The sequence below is a fragment of the Geminicoccus flavidas genome (assembly GCF_009806515.1).
In the GTDB taxonomy this organism is placed as follows: domain Bacteria; phylum Pseudomonadota; class Alphaproteobacteria; order Geminicoccales; family Geminicoccaceae; genus Geminicoccus; species Geminicoccus flavidus.
In genome coordinates this window covers 1-17,944 of sequence record NZ_WUJP01000068.1, presented here as the reverse complement: position 1 = coordinate 17,944, position 17,944 = coordinate 1, and the positions used below count along the sequence as shown (strand labels likewise).

Here is a 17,944-nt window from a genome sequence, read left to right as displayed (position 1 = left end):
CCCGGTCGGAGCGCCCCGATCCCCCTGGAATCCGGCTCCGGATCGCTGCAGGAATGAGCAGGCGCCTGCGCGGGAGTTGACCGATGACGAAGATCATCCTTGTACCTGGGCTTTTGTGCAGCCCGCGACTTTGGCAGTTCCAAGTCGAGGCCCTCGACGGGGAGCACGAGGTGCGCGTGTTCGACCATCGGCGCGACGACAACTATGCGGCCATGGCCGAGCGGCTGTTGGACGAGGTGCCGGGCAGCTTCGCCCTGGTCGGCCTGTCGATGGGCGGCTATCTCGCCCAGGAGGTGGCCGCGCGCGCACCCGCCCGCGTGGAGCGGCTGGCACTCACCTGCACCCGAGCCGAGCCGGACACGGTGGAGATCCGCAGCCGGCGCATGCAGCAGGCGGCCGAGGCGGCGGCCGGGCGGTTCGAGGCGATCGCGGCGGAACTGGGCCAGGGCTGGCTCGCCCCGCGCAACCGCACGAGGGAGAACCTGGACCTGCTGGCGGAGATGGCACGCCATACCGGGGCCGAAGCGTTCGGCCGCCAGCAGAAAGCGATCGCCGACCGCCGGGACATGCGCCCGCTGCTGGGGCAGATCGGCTGCCCGACCCTGGTCCTGTGCGGGTCGGAGGACCAGCTCACCGTGCCGGAAGGTCATATCGCCATGGCGCGGGCGATCCCGGACGCGGATCTCGTCATCCTCGGCGGCTGTGGCCATCTGGCACCACTGGAGCGGCCGGACGCGGTGACCGACGCGCTCAGGACCTGGCTGCGGCGCTAGACGTCCAGCTCGGCGACGCTCGCCGCATTCTCCTGGATGAAGGCCAGGCGCAGCTCGGGCTTGCGGCCCATCAACTGCTCGACGAGCTGCCCGGTCGTCTTCCCGGCGACGTCCTCCAGGGCCACCCGGATCATCCGCCGCTTGGCCGGATCCATGGTGGTCTCCTTGAGCTGGCTGGGGTTCATCTCGCCCAAGCCCTTAAAGCGGCCGATCTCGACGTTCTTCTTGTTCTTGAACACCGTCGCCAGGATCCGCTCCTTGTCCTTGTCGTCGCGGGCATAGGCGATCGTGCTGCCGTGCGAGAGCCGGTAGAGCGGCGGCTGGGCCAGATAGAGATGGCCGGTCTCGATGAGCTTGCTCATCTCCCGATAGAAGAAGGTCATGAGCAGGGCGGCGATGTGCGCGCCGTCGACGTCGGCATCGGTCATGATGACCACCTTGTCGTAGCGCAGGTCGTCGGAGCGGAACTGCTTGCCCGAGCCGCAGCCCAGTGCCGTGACCAGGTCGACCAGCTCCTTGTTCTGGGCGAGCTTGTCGGCGGTGGCCGAAGCGACGTTCAGGATCTTGCCGCGCAGCGGCAGGATCGCCTGGGTGTCGCGATTGCGCGCCTGCTTGGCCGAGCCCCCGGCACTGTCGCCTTCCACCAGGAAGATCTCGGTGCCGTCCCGGCCTTCCCGGGAGCAGTCGGCGAGCTTGCCCGGCAGGCGCAGCCGGCGGGTCTCGCTCTTGCGCTGGACGTCCTTCTGCTTCTTGCGGGCCAGGCGCTCGTCGGCGCGCTCGCAGACATGGTCGAGCAGCCGGCTGGCGGCGGCCGGATGGGAGGCCAGCCAGGTCTCGAACCGGTCTTTGAGCCGGTTCTCGATCGGCCGGGTGATCTGGGCAGAAACCAGCCGCTCCTTGGTCTGGCCCTGGAACTGCGGCTGCGGGATGAAGGCGGACAGCATCATGACGGCACTGCCCTGCACGTCCTCGGCGATCAGGCTGGCCGCGCGCTTGCCGGCCCCGATCCGGTCGGCATGGGCCTTGATGCCCTTGAGCAGCGCCCCGCGCAGGCCCTGCTCATGCGTGCCGCCCAAAGGGGTCGGGATCGTGTTGCAGTAGAACCCCTCATAGCCCTCCTCGTCCAGCGGCCAGGCCACCGCCCACTCGATCCGGCCGCTGGCTTCCGGCAGGTCCGCCTCGCCGGAGAACGCGTCGTCGACTACGCGCTCACGGCCTTCCAGCTGCGCCTCCAGGAAGTCGGCCAGGCCGTTGGGGAAGTGGAAGGTCTCGCTGGCCGGCACCTTGCCGCGCTCGGCCAGCTCCGCCGTGCAGGACCAGCGGATCTCCACGCCCTTGAACAAATAGGCCTTGCTGCGCGCCATGCGGTGCAGCATCGCCGCCGAGAAGGTGGCGTCCTCGCCGAAGATCTCCGTGTCCGGGGCGAAGGTGATCGTGGTGCCGCGCCGGTTGGGCGCGTTGCCGCCATTCTCCACGCCACCTTGCGGCGTGCCGCGGGAATAGACCTGCCGGTACAACTTACGGTCGCGGGCGACCTCCACGACCAGCTCGGACGAGAGCGCATTGACCACGGACACGCCCACGCCGTGCAGACCGCCCGAGGTCTGATAGGCCTTGCTCGAGAATTTCCCGCCCGAATGGAGCGTGGTCAGGATTACTTCCAGCGCCGACTTGTCGGGGAACTTGGGGTGCGGGTCGATCGGGATGCCGCGGCCATTGTCGCGGACGGTGACCCGGGTGGCGCTCTCCAGGATCAGCTCGATCCGGTCGGCATAGCCGGCCACCGCCTCGTCCATGGCATTGTCCAGGACCTCGGCCACCAGGTGATGCAGCGCCCGCTCGTCGGTGCCGCCGATATACATGCCGGGCCGGCGGCGCACCGGTTCCAGGCCTTCCAGTACCTCGATGTCGTGCGCGGTATAGTCGCCGCGCGGATCGCTGCTCTTCGTCTCGAACAGATCGCTCATGCTCGTTTCCGACCGGCCAGAACGGGCCGATCCATCAGGGGTAGAACGGGCCGCGGTGCGGATCCCCTGCGCAAGAAGCGTACCAGCCGGGGCGACGTCAAGCCGGGCAGATCAGTTCGACCAGTAGAGCCGCAGCTCGGCCGGGTGCGGTACGGAGGCGACCTCGTCGGCCTCGGCACGCTTGAGCGCCAGATAGGTGTCGACCATGCGCGTGCAGAACGCCTCGTCCGTGGTGAACAGGGCCCGGGCCCGCTCCAGCTCGTCCAGCGCCTCGTCCAGGCTGCGCGGCAGATGGCGGAGTGCGGGCTCCTCGGCCGGCAGGTCGTAGAGGTTGCGGTCGAGCGGGTCATCTGGCTCGAGCCTGCGCTCCACGCCGTCCCGGCCGGCGCACAGCACCGCCGCGATCGCGAGGTAGGGATCGGCCAGCGGATCGGGAAAGCGCAGCTCCAGCCGCTTCTGATCAGGCCGGGCGGCCAGCGGGATGCGCACTGCTGCGGTACGGTTGTTGGCGGCATAGGCCAGCACGGTCGGCACCTCCTCGCCGGGGCGCAGCCGCCGGTACGAGTTGGTCGACGGGTTGGTGAAGGCCGCAAGCGGCCGGGCATGGTCCAGGATGCCCGCCATGAAGGACAGGCAGAGCGGGCTCAGGTCGGCATACTCCGAGCCGTGGAACAAGGGCCTGGCCCCGCTGAACGCCGCCACCGAGAGCACCAAGTCGACGCCGTGCTCGTCACGCGCGGGCTTGGGCACGAAGGTCGCGGTCTTGCCATAGCCGGCGGCCACGCTGCGCACGACATAGCGGGCGAGCTGCAGCCGGTCGGCCGCCACCAGTGCGTCCGCGTGCGGCAGGACCAGCACGTGCTGGCAGGCGCCACGGCCATGACCATGGGTCACGCCCGGAATGCCGCAGCCGGCCAGGATGGTCGCCACCTCGCTGCGCAGGTCGGAGAAGTGATCGGCCGGCGGAGCCGCGAAGGCGGCGCGCCGGGGCAGGGGCCGATGGCCGGAATTGCCGCCGGCAAGTGCGGTGCCGGCGGCGCACGGCGCCTCCATGGCGCTCAGCCGATAGCCGACCCGGTAGGGCTCGTCGTCGAACTGTGCGTCGTCGAACAAGGAGAAGCCCAGTTCCATGCCGATCTGTAGCCGGTCGGCGCCGAGCCGGCGGCCGACCTGATCGATCGTGCGGGCCAGCGTGCTGCGCGGGCAGGCGTCGTAGGCATGGCCGGTGCCGGCCTCCATGGCGCTGCAGAACACGACCAGGGTCGGCTGGGCAGCGGACGGGTCGATGAACCAGGAACCGGGATCGGGAAGCAGCACCGGGTCCGGCTCGGTGGGGGCGTGCCAGCCCGGGATTCCGGAGCCGTCGATCGCCAGGCCCTCGCTGAACAGGGCAGGGTTCAGTGCGCTGGTCTCGATCGAGACCTGCCGGACATGGCCCAGAAGGTCGGTGAAGCGCAGGTTGCAGATGCGGACGCGGTGCTCCGCGATCGCCTGCATCAGGGGCTCGACATCGGACAACAGTACTGCCTCCCGGCACCCCATGGTGCCGACGCACGCTCGTTGCCGTCCGAGTAGCCATTCTCACGGCAAAGAAAAAGGGGCAGCCCGAGCGGGCCGCCCCAGTTTGCGCTGCCGGCAGGCTCGGCCGCTCAGCAGTCGTAGTAGAGCACGAACTCGTACGGGTGCGGGCGCAGCGCCATCGCCTCGACCTCGTTGGCCCGCTTCATCGCGATGTAGTTGTCGATGAAGTCCTTGGTGAACACGTCGCCTTCCATCAGGAACTCGTGGTCGGCGGCGAGGGCATCCAGGGCAGCACCGAGCGAGCCCGGCACGGTCGGGATGTGCGCCAGTTCTTCCGGCGGCAGGTCGTAGATGTTCTTGTCGGTGGCCTCGCCCGGGTCGATCTTGTTCCGGATACCGTCCAGGCCGGCCATCAGCATGGCCGAGAAGGCGATATAGGGGTTGCAGGACGGGTCGGGGCAGCGGAACTCGACGCGCTTGGCCTTGGGGCTGTTCGAGTACATCGGGATGCGGCAGGCGGCCGAGCGGTTGCGCGCGGACCAGGCCAGATTCACCGGCGCCTCGTAGCCCGGCACCAGGCGGCGGTAGGAGTTGGTGGTGGGCGCGGCAAAGGCCAGGATCGCCGGCGCGTGCTTGAGCAGGCCGCCGATGTACCACCGGCACAGGTCGGACAGGCCGTGCTCCTTGTCGCCCGCGAACAAGGGCTTGCCCTCGCTCCAGATCGACTGGTGGCAGTGCATGCCGGAGCCGTTATCGCCGTAGAGCGGCTTGGGCATGAACGTCGCGGACTTGCCGGCCTTGGCCGCCTCGTTCTTCACGACATATTTGTACTTCATCTGGTGGTCGGCCATCGCCAGCAGCGTATCGAACTTCATGTCGATCTCGCACTGGCCGGCGGTCGCCACCTCGTGATGCTGGCATTCGACCGTCAGGCCGATGTCGATCATGGTAAGTGCCATGCGCGCGCGCAGGTCCTGCAGCGTGTCGGTGGGCGCGCAGGGGAAGTAGCCTTCCTTCGGCCGAATCTTGTAGCCGAGGTTCGGGCCCTCGGCCCGGCGCATGTTCCACCAGCCTTCGACGCTGTCGACGAGGTAGGAGCCGGAATTGATGTCCTGGCCGAACTGGACGTTGTCGAACACGAAGAACTCGGCCTCGGGCCCGAAGAACGCCTTGTCGCCGATGCCGGTCGACTGAAGGTAGGCTTCCGCCTTCTTGGCGATGCCGCGCGGGTCGCGGCTGTAGAACTCGCCGGTGACCGGGTCGACCACGTCGGCGATCATCACCAGCGTCTTGTGCTCGTAGAACGGGTCGATGAAGGCGGTGGTCGGATCAGGCATCAGCAGCATGTCGGACGATTCGATCGTCCGGAAGCCGCGGACCGAGGAGCCGTCGAAGCCCAGCCCTTCCTCGATCTGGTCCTGTTCGAAGATCGCGGCGGGATAGCTGATATGCTGCCAGGTGCCGGGGACATCCGTCAGGCGGACGTCGATCATCTGGACGCCGTGGTCCTTGATGGCCTTCATGACATCCGCGGACGTCTTGCAACCAAGCGTCATCCTACATGCCTTCCATTGCGGGCGGCTGCGCGGTAACCGCCCTGATTTCCGTCGTCCGGCGCTCCGCCCGGACGTTCCTGCGTCGTTCCCGGCGGTACGGGAGCCCTTCTATGCAGCGCCCGCATCTTTGAGAAGGTGGGGATGCCGACAGGGCATCCCCGGCCAGTCTGCGGCCTCAGGCGGCCGCGGCCACCTCCGCCTCGGTCGGGACGGAGGCGATGGTCTTTAGGATCTGCGAGGCGATCTGGTAGGGGTCGCCCTGGGAGTTCGGGCGGCGATCCTCCAGATAGCCCCGGTAGCCGTTGCGCACGAAGCTATGCGGCACCCGGATCGAGGCGCCACGGTCGGCCACGCCGTAGCTGAACTTGTTCCACGGGGCCGTCTCATGCTTGCCGGTCAGGCGCATGTGGTTGTCGGGGCCGTAGACCGCGATGTGGTCGTCGAGATTGGCCTCGAAGGCCGCCATGAGCTGCTCGAAATAGGCCTTGCCGCCGACCTCGCGCATGTAGGCGGTCGAGAAGTTGCAGTGCATGCCCGACCCGTTCCAGTCGGTGTCGCCCAGCGGCTTGCAGTGGAACTCGATGTCAATGCCGTACTTCTCGGTCATCCGCAGGAGCAGGTAGCGGGCGATCCACATCTCGTCGGCGGCACGCCTGGAGCCTTTGCCGAAGATCTGGAACTCCCACTGGCCCTTGGCCACCTCGGCGTTGATGCCCTCGTGGTTGATGCCGGCGGCTAGGCACACGTCGAGATGCTCCTCGACGATGGTGCGCGCGATGTCGCCGACATTCTTGTAGCCGACGCCCGTGTAGTAGGGGCCCTGCGGGGCCGGGTAGCCCTGCTCGGGAAAGCCCAGCGGGCGGCCGTTCTTGTAGAAGAAATATTCCTGCTCGAAGCCGAACCAGGCGCCGTCGTCGTCGAGGATGGTCGCCCGCTTGTTCGACGGATGGGGCGTCTCGCCGTCCGGCATCATGACCTCGCAGAGCACCAGCACACCGTTGGTGCGCTGCGGGTCGGGGAACACGCGGACCGGCTTGAGCACGCAGTCGGAGCTGTGGCCCTCGGCCTGCAGTGTGGAGCTGCCGTCGAAGCCCCAGAGCGGCAACTGCTCCAGAGTCGGGAAGCTGCCGAACTCCTTGATCTGCGTCTTGCCACGCAGATTCGGCACCGGCGTGTAGCCGTCGAGCCAGATATACTCCAGCTTGTACTTGGTCATTGTGGCCCTCTCAAAGCGAATGAAGCGACGGTGACGTTCTGGTGGCTGCGGCAGCTGCCTGCCGGGCGCCAACGGCTGAGCAGTTCATAAGCACAATGCGTGCCAATCTCCGCGCGCCGGCATGCAACCTCGTCGCTTCTGTCGTGTTGCACAGGCGGCCGGACGCGCCGCCCCGCCGGAAACGCGTTGTGGATGCCGCTGTCGCGGGCAGGATAGGTCCCGGCAACGGATGCGGTCGGCACAGGGGACGATGGACGACTTGCCGCTCGGCAATGCGTTCAAGAACAGCATGCCCACCCGGGTGATCAACGATTGTGCAACTAGTGTCGCCAAATCGGGCAGATTGGATAATGAGGGTGCAAAACCGGCTGCGACTCATTATGTATGACCTACCGACACTCGCAGCCGGAATGGAGTGACCGTCATGGCTGGAAGCGCCGACCGGCCGTCCGCCATCATCTACGCCTTCCCCAGGCGCGGCAGGAACGCGCTGGAGGGGCAATCCGCCGACCTCGAGCCGAAGACCGAGGCCAAGAGCGAGCGGGTGGCGATCGCCGCGTTTGACAGCTGGTACCATGAGGCTGCGGTTCAGGAAGCGGCCAAGGCGCGCAAGCACTGAACGGCGGACGCAGCCGGCTTCGGCTGGCGCTCGCAAGGTAAGAGCGCTGATGCGGCAGCATTTCCAGACAGCGAAACTGCCGGCCCCGTTTGGTCGGGTGCCGATCGGACGGGCCGGCAGGTCCGGTGCTGCCTGCTCCATGAGCAGGCAGGCGTTAGGAGGGTTTGGTCAGAGTGCGTCGTTGCCGCGCTCGCCGGTGCGGATCCGCACCGCGTCTTCTACGGAGTAGACGAAGATCTTGCCATCGCCGATCCGGTCGGTTTTGGCAGCCTGCTGGATGGCCTCGACCGCCCGCTCGGCGAGCTGGTCGTCGACCACGACCTCGATCTTCACCTTGGGCAGGAAGTCGACGACGTACTCCGCCCCGCGATACAGTTCCGTGTGCCCCTTCTGGCGCCCGAAGCCCTTCACTTCCGTCACGGTCATGCCCTTCAGGCCGATCTCCTGGAGGGCTTCCTTGACCTCGTCCAGCTTGAACGGCTTGATGACGGCTTCGATCTTCTTCATTGCGCGACTTTCTCCACGACGAACGCTGGCGAGCGAACTTCCCACACCAACATTGCTCGGGGAAGGGTCATGCACGACACGTGCCAACAGGCCCCCCTGGCAGGTGATATGCGGTCCCTCCCACCCGATGCCTGGATATGGGCACACATGGTCAAGAAACAGGCAGCCCGCTCCGATTGGCTGACGTTCACCGCGCAATGCGCGCGGCGCTTGACGAAGCGGCCAGCACGAGGCATTCAGCGCCGCGGATGGCGGGCGTAGCTCAGTCGGTAGAGCGCTAGGTTGTGGTCCTGGATGTCGCCGGTTCGAGTCCGGTCGCTCGCCCCATCCTCCTCCAGATCACGGCCTTGATCCCAGCAGCGGGATCCGCGGCCGGGTGTCATCGGGCACCCCCTCGGCCAGGACCCTCCGCAGATTCGAATAGTTCCAATTCGATCGACTGCTGGGATCGAGTTGTCACGGCCGCTGCGCAGTGCGAAACGGCGAGAACGGGCAGTTGTTTGCCTGCCTGTACCGCTACGTGCTTCGCCTGGGGAACGCTCAATGGGTCGCTCGCTCGTGTATTCGGTCACCGCGACGGCGATGATCCTCTCCCTGCCGGCCCAGGCGGTCGAGCCGGCCGACGTGGTCAGCACGTATGCCGACATCGCCGAGGCGATGTATGCGGATGCGCTGGCGAGTGCCGAGGAACTGCAGGCGGCAGTCAGCGCCTTCCTAGCCGAGCCATCCGCAGAGACCCAGGCTGCCGCCAAGGAGGCATGGGTGGCCGCCCGGGCACCCTACCAGCAGACCGAGGGCCTGCGCTTCGGCAACCCGCTGGTGGACGAGTGGGAAGGCAAGGTAAACGCCTGGCCGCTGGACGAGGGCCTAATCGACTATGTCGACCCCTCCTATGGCGAAAGTTCCGACGAGAACCCGCTCTACCTGCTGAACGTGGTGGCGTCGCCGGCCCTGCGGGTGGGCCGCGAGCAGGTCGACGCGCGCGAGATCACGCCGGCTCTGCTGGCGGACCATCTCCAGGAGGCACTCGACGTCGAGAAGAACGTCGCGACTGGCTACCATGCGATTGAGTTCCTGCTCTGGGGCCAAGACCTGAACGGCACCGGCCCGGGTACAGGCGTGCGACCCTGGACCGACTACAGCCTGACCCACTGCACCGGCGGCAATTGCGACCGGCGCCGCGCCTATCTCGAGGCCGTGACCGACCTGCTCGTCAGTGACCTCCAGGACATGGCGGCGAGCTGGCGGGATGGCGGGGCGGCGCGGGCCGACCTGATCAGCGTCGGACCCGAAGCCGGGATCGGCCGGATCCTGACCGGCATCGGCTCCCTGTCCTATGGCGAGCTGGCCGGCGAGCGGATGAAGCTCGGCCTGCTGCTGAACGACCCTGAGGAGGAGCATGACTGCTTCTCGGACAACACCCACAACTCGCACTTCTACGACCAGGTCGGCATGGTGGCGCTGTGGAACGGCAGCTATCAGCGCCTGGACGGCAGCGTCGTGTCCGGCCCGTCGGTGAACGCGCTCGCCGAGGAGAAGGCGCCGGAGGCCGCCAGGCTCGTCCAGGACCGCATGGCCGAGACGACCGCGAAGCTCGAGGTGATCCGCGAGAGTGCCGAGAGCGGCAGGATGGCCTACGACCAGATGCTGGCGGCCGAGAATGCCGAGGGCAACGCCATGCTCCAAGAAGCCATCGACGCGCTGGTGGCGCAGACCCGGGCGGTCGAGGAGGTGGTGGCGGCACTGGGCGTCAGCGTCACAGTCGAAGGCTCGGACAGCCTGGACAATCCGGGTGCCGTGGCACCCTGAGCTGGCCGTCTCTGGGCCGGTTCAGCCCTGAGCAGCAAGGGGCAGGCATGCGGATCGGACGACGCGCGCTGCTGCTGGGCACCGCAACGGCTGTGGCGACGCTGGCACGGCCATGCACGCCCCGCCTGGCGGTGGCCGGGGAGGGCAGTGTCATCCGGCGCTTGGTGGCAGCCGAGCGGCGGATCCGGGTCCCCTCGGGCGACGGGCCGGAGGTCGCGGCCTGGACATTCGCCGACGAGCCATTGCCGGTGATCCGGCTGCGCCGGGGCGAGCGGCTGCGGGCGCGGCTGGAGAACCGGCTGCCGGAGCCCATCTCGATCCATTGGCACGGCATCCGTGTGCCTAACGCCATGGACGGCGTGCCCTACCTCACCCAGGAGCCGGTGGCGCCGGGGCAGGGCTTCGACTACGCGTTCGTCCCGCCCGACACCGGGACGTTCTTCTTCCACACCCATTGCAACACGATCGAGCAGCTCAGCCGTGGACTCGCGGGCGTCCTGATCGTCGAGGGCGACGAGGTGGTGCCGCATGATGCCGAGCGGGTCTTGGTGCTGCGCGACTGGCGGATCGACGCGGCAGGCGCCTTCACCCCGTTCACCAGCGATGCGGCCGCGGCAAAGTCCGGCACGTTCGGCCGGCTGCGCACCGTCAACGATCGGGTGGTGCCGGTCCTGGACGTGCCGGCCGGCGGCGACGTGCGCCTGCGCATCCTCAATGTCGACGCCACGCGGATCGCCGAGCTGGGCGTGGAGGGTGCCGAGGCGGCGGTGATCGCGACGGACGGCAATGGCCTGCCGCCGGTGCCGCTGACGAGCTGGCGGCTGGGCCCGGCCATGCGCCTGGACGTAACGCTGCGCGCCCCGGGGCCTGGCCAGGAGGCAGTGCTCTACGACTATTTCGCGCCCGAGCCCGTGCCGCTCGCCCGGCTGCGCGGCACCGGCCCGGCACGGCCGGATCGGCCGTTTGCCCCGGCGGCACTGCGCCCCTCGAACTTTGCCGAGCCCGACCTGGCCCGTGCGGAAAAGCTCCGGCTGACCTTCCAGGCCACGGCGATCGCCAGCGAGATCGTGCTGGGCGACGGCCAGGTGCTGCGGCTGGCCGACAATCTCTGCCTGAGTGCCGCCACGTACTGGGCGATCGACCGCAGGAGCTGGCCGGAGCAGGGCCACCGGGCACTGCCGCCGCTGTTCGAGCTGGCGCTTGGGCGCAGCTACGTGATCGAACTGGTCAATGCCACGCAGTACCAGCATCCGATCCATCTGCACGGGCTGACCTTCCAGGTACTCGATCCCAGGCAGGGTGCCGTTGGCCAGCGCGCCGACACGGTGCTGCTGGGCCCGCGCGACCGGACCCGGATCGCATTCGCCGCCGACAATCCCGGGGACTGGATGCTCCACTGCCACGTCATCGAGCACCAGGAGACCGGCATGATGGGCTGGTTCCGGATCGCATGAGGTGGCTGGCCGCCCCGCTGCTCCTGGCCACAGCCCTGCTCACCCCGGACCCGGCCGGCAGCCGCGACCTGGACGCTGCCGTGGGCAAGGCGCTGTTCCGGCGGATCTGGACAGTGGCCGGCGCGTCCAATCGGCAGAGCGACGGGCTGGGCCCCCTGTTCAATGCGCGGGCCTGCACGAGCTGTCATGAAGGGGCCGGCGGTGGGCGGATGACGGATGGTGCCGGCATGGTGCTGCGCTTTGACGATGATCCGGCCTATGGCCGGCAGCTCCAGACCGCAGCGGCACCCGGCCACGAGCCGGAGGGGCGGCTGGAGGTCCGCTGGCGGTCCGAGCCGCGACGTCTGGCCGATGGCACCTCGGTCACGTTGCGGCGGCCGGTGCCGCAGGTGGTCGCCCCGGATGCCGCCGTGGAGCCCGGCCGCGGCTCGCTGCGCCTGGCACCGGGCCTGGCCGGACTGGGCCTGGTCGAGCAGGCGCTGGCGGAGGCCGGCGAGCCCGGCGGGTTCGGGCTGAAGGCCACCCACACCTCGCTGGCCCAGCCGGTGACCGAGGCGCTGCTGCTGGACCTGGGCCTGTCCACGACGGAGCATCCCGAGCCCTGGGGCGATTGCACCGAGGCAACGTCCGGCTGCCGCCAGGGCCCGCATGGCAGCGGGGATGGGGAGGACGGCGTGGAACTCGCACCAGGGATCGTCCAGGCCCTGCTGGCCTATCTCCGCTCCCTACCGCCGCCAGCGCCGGCCGGCCCGCCCGATCCGGACGGCCTGCACCTGTTCGCCTCCCTCGGCTGCGCCGGCTGTCACCAGCCCGAGCTGGGCGGGCTGCAGCCCTATTCCGACTTCCGGGTGCACGACCTGGGTGTGGGCCTGGCCAGCGACGAGCGCGACGCGGGCATGGGCCGCAGCTGGCGCACAGCACCGCTCTGGGGGCTAGGAAGGCGCCTCATGGGGGGCCGCCCACTCCTGCATGACGGCCGGGCCCGCGATGCGGAAGAGGCAATCCTGTGGCACGACGGTGCCGCCAGGGCCGCTTCCGCCGGCTATGCCGCCCTGCCGGAGGCGGAGCGGGCGAGGCTGCTGGCATTTCTCGAAAGGCTCTGAGGCGATGCGCATCCCGATCCTCGCTCTCGCCCTGCTGCTCGGCTGGCCAGCCTTTGCCGGGGCGGAGCTGGCCCTGCCCGGCAATACGGCGGTGCGCGCCTGGCAGGAGGCGGCCGCCGCGTTCGACCAGGCCGGCTCGGCCGTCTGTCCCGAACCGGCTGGCCCGGCCGACCCGGCGGCGGTCGAGCGGGCAAGGGAGGCGTTTCGCGACCTCGTGCTGCGCTGGCAGGCGGCCAGGGCCTGGCTGGTTGGCCCGGCCGTGCCGGCGGACCTAGCGAGCCGGGTCTGGTTCTGGCCGGACCCACATGGCTCGGCAGGACGGCAGATCGTCCGGTCGCTCAGCAGCGGCAAGCCGGAGGGTATTGCCGCCTCGGGCCTCGGCATGGCGGAAGAGGTGCTGTTCAGCGCCACGGACGAACTGGGGCAGGGGGGCTGCCGGCTGCTGCGCGCGGTGGGCGATGCCCAGGCCGAGCTGGCCGGGGCCGTTGCTGCCGAGTTCACCGCCACACGTATCTCCGACAACGACCGGCGCCGCCTCCTGCTGATCTCGATGCGCGACAGCCTGGACCGGATCTCGCAGGAGAAGATCGCGCGCTCGCTCGGGCTGGACATCGACACGGCGCGCGGACAGAGAGCGGAGGCATGGCGCAGCGGCCTGTCGCTGCCAGCCATCCAGGCCAGCCTCGCCGCGGTGAAAGCGGTCTATCTCGCTTCGGACGGCGTGGCGGCGAGGCTCGCCGCACAGGACGACGGTCCGGCCCTGGACACAATGATCCGCGCGCAGTTCGAGCGGACGCAAGCAGCACTGGCGGCAGTCGACCTGCCGCTCGACCAGGCAGTGTCTGATCCGGCCGACCGGCCCAAGGTCGAGGCACTCCTGAAGGAGGTCCAGCAGCTCCGCCTCCTGGTGGTGGAGCGCCTGGCGCCTGCCATCGGAATCAGCCTCGGCTTCAACGCCCTGGACGGAGACTGACCATGGAGCTTGCCCGCCGCGCCACGCTCGCCATCCTGGCGGGCCTGCCGTTCGCCGACCCGGTCCTGGCGATGGCCGCGGCCACCGAGCATGGCGGTGCGCCGCCTCGCTGGCTGGGCTGCCGCACCGAGCCGGTGAGCGGCGACGAGGCGGCAGCGTTGGACGACGGCGGCGCCAGCCCGTTCGCCCTGCACCTGCCGGCCCGCGGCCACAGCTTCGCGGTCCACCCGACCCGGGAGCTGGCGGTGGTGTTCGCCCGGCGCCCGGGCGTGTTCGCCGTGGCGTTCCACAGCCGGACCGGCGAGCGCCTGGCGACGTTCGAGGCCGAGGCCAACCGGCACTTCGCCGGGCACGGCACGTTCGATCCGAGCGGCCGGCTGCTGATCACGGCGGAGAACAAGTTCGACACCGGCGACGGCACGCTCGGGGTCTATGCGGTGGACGAGGGCTTTCGCAAGCTGGCCGAGCTGCCGGGCCACGGCATCGGGCCGCACGACGTGGCGGTGCTGCCGGATGGCAAGACCCTGGCGGTCGCGGTGGGCGGCATCCTCACCCATCCGCAGAGCAAGCGCCTGAAGCTCAACCTCGACACGATGGCGCCCTCGCTCGTGCTGATGGATCTCAGCTCCGGCCGGCTGGTCGAGCGCTTCCCGCTGGAGGGGCAGCTGCACCAGCTCTCGCTGCGCCACCTCTCACTGAGTCCTGGCGGCCACATCGCCTGCGCCTGCCAGTTCCAAGGCGACGCGGATGCGGCCGTGCCGCTGGTGGCGATCCTGGACCGGCGTGGCTTCCGGCTCCTGGACGAGCTGCGGCATCGGGCTGCCGAGCTTCGCCAGTACACCGGCAGCATCACCTACGACACGAGCGGCGTCTGGCTGGCTGTGTCCTGCCCAAAGGCGCACCGCATCCTGATCCTGGACCAGGATGGTGCCATCCACCATGAGGTGGCCCTGGAAGACGGCTGCGGGGTCGCCGCGGCCGGCGCGCCCGGTCGTTTCGTCGCGAGCGGCGGCACCGGCCGGCTGGTCGAGATCGACGCGCCCTCGGGCGAGACGCAGGAACTGGCCCAGGCGGCGTTCGCCTGGGACAATCACCTGGTGCCGCTGCACCTGCGCGGCTGACCGCCGGCCGTGCGCTCACCCTCCGGTTCGGGCAGGATCGTGGTCGGACGGACGGGGTGAGGGTGCATGGCGGTCGCGATCAGCGTGCGGATCGACTTTCCGGAAGGAGAGCGGATCGGGCCGGGCAAGGTCCGGCTATTGGAGGCCATCGCCGAGACCGGCTCGATCAGCGCTGCCGGGCGGAGCCTGGGCATGTCCTACAAGCGTGCCTGGTCGCTGGTCGACGAGCTGAACCGCATGTTCACCGAGCCATTGGTGGCCTCGCGCCATGGCGGTGCCCAGGGCGGGGGCGCCGACCTCACCGAACTCGGCCAGACGGTGGTCGCCGCCTATCGCAAGGTGGAACGGGAAGCGGCAGAGAGTGCGGCGGCGACCATGGGCGGCTTGGTCGGCAAGCTTGCACGACGCTGAACCACGAAGTCGCGGCCAAGTCGAGCCGAGCCAACTTCCGGTCACGGTGCAGTATATCAGGAAGGAATGCCCGAACCGTCTGTGGTCCTGCCGGCAAATATTCCCCCGTATGGTGGGCGCACAAGGACTCGAACCTTGGACCCGCTGATTAAGAGTCAGCTGCTCTACCAACTGAGCTATGCGCCCACCGGCGGGGTGGCTGCGGAATAGGGGATGGCGCGAAAGGCGTCAACACCCTCCTGCAGGCGGGCTTCGTGTTTATTCGGCGCGGGCACGGCTGGCCGTTGCGCCGGCCGCGGCGGCCGGCTATCCAGGGGGCAGGCGCGGGTGTAGCTCAGTGGTAGAGCAGTAGCTTCCCAAGCTACGTGTCGAGGGTTCGATTCCCTTCACCCGCTCCAGCCTTACCCCCGATCCTCGACATGGATTCCCGACGATCCGGCCGCGTGGCCAGACGGCTCGCATTGCTTCGTTCGGTGCTTGATGTTCATGTTTTGTTCTCGTATTCTCGGCGCATGACGAACAGTTCCGACATGGGTGGCGCGGACCTGAGAGTGGTGGGCCGTGATCATCTGGTTCACGTGATCGCGCGGGCCCTGCACGGCTTCGTGCGCACGCCGCTCCACTCGTCCACCATGGCGGGCTACGATGCCGCCGAGCGGGTCGCCGACCAGCTCGAAGCGTTCGGCTGGCAGGTGTTCCGGCCGCATGTGGAGCCGCATCCGCCGCAGGCTGGCCGGCGCCGCGGTCGTTGAGCCCGGGAGCGGAACTGGGCATCGCACCGCGCGTTTCGATTCTCTCGCAACCGTGCAGGAGAATGGCGATGAACCGCGCCTTTCCGTCGATGACCGCCCTGTTGGGCCTCCTGGCCATCGCGGGCTACCAGAACCGCGACAAGCTCGCGGAGATGTTCAGCGGCGGTTCCGGCGGGCAGCCGGCCGGCGGCGGCCAGAACCCTGCCGGTGCTGCGCAGCAGGGCGGGCTCGGCGGGCTGCTCGGCGGCAGTTCCGGCAGTAGCCCCGGCAGCAGCCCCGGCAGCGGTGACCAACTGGTGAGCGGCGGGCTGAAGGAGCTGATCGACCGGTTCAAGGAGACCGGCCACGGCGAGGAGGCCGACTCGTGGGTGGCGAGCGGGCCGAACCGGCCGGTGAGCCCCGAGCATCTCGAGCACGCGATCGGCCCGGACGTGCTGGCGACGCTCAGCCAGCAGACCGGCCTGTCCCGCGAAGAGCTGCTGGCGCGCCTGACGCGCGACCTGCCGGATGCCGTGGACCGCTACACGCCGGATGGACGCCTGCCGGGCTGAGCCGGCGGGTCATCCCTCGGCCGGCATGGCCGCCTCGGCCAGACCCGTCGCTTCCTCGTCGGCCAGCGCATCCGACTGGACCGGGTCGAGGCCGAAGCGGGCCGCCACGTCCGGGGCGTAGCGCAGGAGGTCCGGGCGCAGACGGAGCAGCGCCAGGTCCTTCGCCTTGGCCTCCAGCATCACGTCGAACTCCAGCCCGGCCACGGCCCGCATGAAGGTCGCGAACTCGAACGGGTTGCAGTAGTCGGCATGGCCGGTCCAGACCGGCGGGACCGGCACGAGCTCGGTCTTGCGGGTGCCCGGCACCTTGCGCTTGAGCTGGCGCAGCTCGGTCCGCGGCGAGGAGAAATGGATCTTCGGCCGCACGCCCTCCGGCCAGGTCTTAAGGATCGCTGCCACGGTCGGCCGCAGCTCCAGCCCTTCCGGGTTCAGGCACCAGAAGTGCTGGTAGTCGAAGATCAGGCGCACCCCGGTCTGCGCGTGGATGCGCAGCACGTCGGCGGCGCTGAAGCGTAGGTCGTCATGCTCCAGCACCAGGCGGCGTTGCACCGGCTCGGGCAGGCCGGGCCAGGTCCTGGCCCATCGATCGGTACTGGCGATCCGGTCGCCATAGGTGCCGCCGACATGGACCACCAGCACCGCCTCCGGCCCCAGTTCCATCAGGTCCAGCATCTCCGCCTGGGAGGTCAGGTCCCAGACGCTCTTCTTGACCAAGTCGGGGTCGGGGCTGTTCAGCACGATGAACTGGGAGGGATGGAAGGACAGGCGGATGTCGAGGCGCCTAGCCTTGGCCCCAAGCGCGCGGAGCTCGGCGGCACTCTCCCGGACCATGCCGTGAAAGCGCGGCAGGTCCGGGTGGGTGGCATAGGGGGCGAGATCCGAGGACAGGCGGTACATGCGGATCCGGTGGCGTTCCAGATGGTCCAGGATCTGGTCGACATAGCCGAGCGAGACCTTCAGGTGCGGGTCGCTGGCATGGCGGCGCGTGTCGTTGCTCTTGAGGTCGGGGCGCGCCATCACCTTGACCGGAAAGCCCAGCCGGGCGGGGGCAGGCGGGGCGCTATCGTGCGGCTGGACGGGCAAGGGCTCGAGCTTTCAGCGGTGGCGACCGCCGATCAACCTGCCAGACGGGCGGACGATCCCATGCGGGCACGCGGCCATTGTCTTCTGGGTGCGGGTGGCGCAGTCCGGTGACAGGCGTCCGGAACGAACGGCAGGAGGCAGGTCCTTGGCGGAACTCTACATCACCTGGCTGAACGGGCCCGACATCGCCGCACTGGAGCTGACCGACGAGGAGATCCTGGGCGCGGTCGAGGGCGGGCTGCGCGCCCAGGGCCGGGGCGAGACGGTGATCGAGCCGCGCATGCACCTGGTGCCCGACCCGGCCTTCCACGGCCATTTCAACGTGCTGCGCGGCTATGTGGCGCCACTCGGTCTGGCTGGGGTCAAGGTGGTGGGCGACTATGTCGAGAACCACCGCCAGGGCCTGCCGTCCGAGTTCGGCATCCTCAACCTGTTCGACCCGCGCACCGGCCGGCCGCTGGCGATCCTGGACGCCACCGGCCTCACTGAGATGCGGACCGGTGCGGTGACCGCGCTGGGCGGCAAGTA

General features: G+C 69.0%; 16 protein-coding genes, 3 tRNA genes and 1 pseudogene. 13 read left to right on the top strand and 7 right to left on the bottom strand.

The features are described from left to right. Positions 1-83 precede the first annotated feature (83 nt). Positions 84-773, top strand: a complete 690-nt coding sequence (locus tag EQG76_RS01830) for an alpha/beta fold hydrolase (protein WP_159710081.1) — start codon at positions 84-86, stop codon at positions 771-773. On the opposite strand, the gene parE is transcribed toward EQG76_RS01830, so the two are convergent. The 4 genes from parE to EQG76_RS01810 form a co-directional block, all read right to left on the bottom strand. Continuing rightward, complete coding sequence (gene parE, locus EQG76_RS01825) at positions 770-2,740, bottom strand: DNA topoisomerase IV subunit B (protein ID WP_159710079.1); 1,971 nt, start codon at positions 2,738-2,740, stop codon at positions 770-772. The two genes, EQG76_RS01830 and parE, sit on opposite strands and share 4 nt — an antisense overlap. Positions 2,741-2,851: 111 nt before the next feature. After that, positions 2,852-4,258, bottom strand: coding sequence for a glutamine synthetase family protein (locus EQG76_RS01820; protein ID WP_159710077.1), 1,407 nt, complete (start codon positions 4,256-4,258; stop codon positions 2,852-2,854). A gap of 131 nt (positions 4,259-4,389) precedes the next feature. Further along, on the bottom strand, positions 4,390-5,784 hold the full coding sequence (glnA, locus tag EQG76_RS01815) for a type I glutamate--ammonia ligase (RefSeq protein ID WP_321573426.1): 1,395 nt from the start codon (positions 5,782-5,784) through the stop codon (positions 4,390-4,392). 208 nt (positions 5,785-5,992) lie between these two features. Continuing rightward, the gene (locus EQG76_RS01810; protein WP_159710073.1) at positions 5,993-7,033 is read right to left on the bottom strand and encodes a glutamine synthetase beta-grasp domain-containing protein; all 1,041 of its coding nucleotides are present in this window, start codon (positions 7,031-7,033) and stop codon (positions 5,993-5,995) included. A 424-nt stretch (positions 7,034-7,457) separates the two neighbouring features. Between EQG76_RS01810 and EQG76_RS01805 the strand changes: the two genes are divergently transcribed. Continuing rightward, entirely contained in the window at positions 7,458-7,652 is a 195-nt protein-coding gene (locus EQG76_RS01805) for a DUF2735 domain-containing protein (RefSeq protein WP_159710071.1), read from the top strand. A gap of 168 nt (positions 7,653-7,820) precedes the next feature. Here EQG76_RS01805 and EQG76_RS01800 read toward each other — a convergent pair whose 3' ends face one another. Further along, positions 7,821-8,159, bottom strand: a complete 339-nt coding sequence (locus tag EQG76_RS01800) for a P-II family nitrogen regulator (protein ID WP_159710069.1) — start codon at positions 8,157-8,159, stop codon at positions 7,821-7,823. A 251-nt stretch (positions 8,160-8,410) separates the two neighbouring features. On the opposite strand from EQG76_RS01800, the gene EQG76_RS01795 reads away from it, so the two are divergent. From EQG76_RS01795 to EQG76_RS01765, 7 genes are all read left to right on the top strand, one after another. Then, a tRNA-His gene (locus EQG76_RS01795) sits at positions 8,411-8,486 on the top strand. A gap of 216 nt (positions 8,487-8,702) precedes the next feature. Next, positions 8,703-9,968: an imelysin family protein gene (locus EQG76_RS01790; protein WP_159710067.1), complete on the top strand. Its 1,266-nt coding sequence runs from the start codon at positions 8,703-8,705 to the stop codon at positions 9,966-9,968. A gap of 47 nt (positions 9,969-10,015) precedes the next feature. Then, complete coding sequence (locus tag EQG76_RS01785; protein ID WP_159710065.1) at positions 10,016-11,422, top strand: multicopper oxidase family protein; 1,407 nt, start codon at positions 10,016-10,018, stop codon at positions 11,420-11,422. After that, entirely contained in the window at positions 11,419-12,525 is a 1,107-nt protein-coding gene (locus EQG76_RS01780; RefSeq protein ID WP_159710063.1) for a di-heme oxidoredictase family protein, read from the top strand. The genes EQG76_RS01785 and EQG76_RS01780 overlap by 4 nt, the downstream gene beginning before the upstream one ends. Positions 12,526-12,529: 4 nt before the next feature. Further along, positions 12,530-13,498 carry an imelysin family protein gene (locus EQG76_RS01775; RefSeq protein WP_159710061.1) on the top strand — a complete coding sequence of 323 codons (969 nt, stop codon included), beginning with the start codon at positions 12,530-12,532 and terminating at the stop codon, positions 13,496-13,498. Positions 13,499-13,500: 2 nt separating this feature from the next. Beyond that, positions 13,501-14,619: a DUF1513 domain-containing protein gene (locus EQG76_RS01770; protein ID WP_159710059.1), complete on the top strand. Its 1,119-nt coding sequence runs from the start codon at positions 13,501-13,503 to the stop codon at positions 14,617-14,619. 66 nt (positions 14,620-14,685) lie between these two features. Continuing rightward, complete coding sequence (locus EQG76_RS01765; RefSeq protein WP_159710057.1) at positions 14,686-15,030, top strand: winged helix-turn-helix domain-containing protein; 345 nt, start codon at positions 14,686-14,688, stop codon at positions 15,028-15,030. A gap of 110 nt (positions 15,031-15,140) precedes the next feature. Here EQG76_RS01765 and EQG76_RS01760 read toward each other — a convergent pair. Beyond that, positions 15,141-15,216: transfer RNA gene (locus EQG76_RS01760), tRNA-Lys, on the bottom strand. Positions 15,217-15,353: 137 nt separating this feature from the next. On the opposite strand from EQG76_RS01760, the gene EQG76_RS01755 reads away from it, so the two are divergent. The 3 genes from EQG76_RS01755 to EQG76_RS01745 all read left to right on the top strand — a co-directional run bounded on the left by EQG76_RS01755 (position 15,354) and on the right by EQG76_RS01745 (position 16,333). Further along, a tRNA-Gly gene (locus EQG76_RS01755) sits at positions 15,354-15,428 on the top strand. A 132-nt stretch (positions 15,429-15,560) separates the two neighbouring features. After that, positions 15,561-15,782, top strand: a complete 222-nt coding sequence (locus tag EQG76_RS01750; protein WP_159710055.1) for a hypothetical protein — start codon at positions 15,561-15,563, stop codon at positions 15,780-15,782. A gap of 68 nt (positions 15,783-15,850) precedes the next feature. Then, positions 15,851-16,333, top strand: a complete 483-nt coding sequence (locus tag EQG76_RS01745) for a YidB family protein (RefSeq protein ID WP_159710053.1) — start codon at positions 15,851-15,853, stop codon at positions 16,331-16,333. Between the two features lie 9 nt (positions 16,334-16,342). On the opposite strand, the gene uvsE is transcribed toward EQG76_RS01745, so the two are convergent. Beyond that, the gene (uvsE, locus tag EQG76_RS01740; protein WP_235031157.1) at positions 16,343-17,416 is read right to left on the bottom strand and encodes a UV DNA damage repair endonuclease UvsE; all 1,074 of its coding nucleotides are present in this window, start codon (positions 17,414-17,416) and stop codon (positions 16,343-16,345) included. Between the two features lie 145 nt (positions 17,417-17,561). Between uvsE and EQG76_RS01735 the strand changes: the two are divergent. Continuing rightward, positions 17,562-17,944: pseudogene (locus EQG76_RS01735) on the top strand (ornithine cyclodeaminase family protein); the annotation flags it as partial.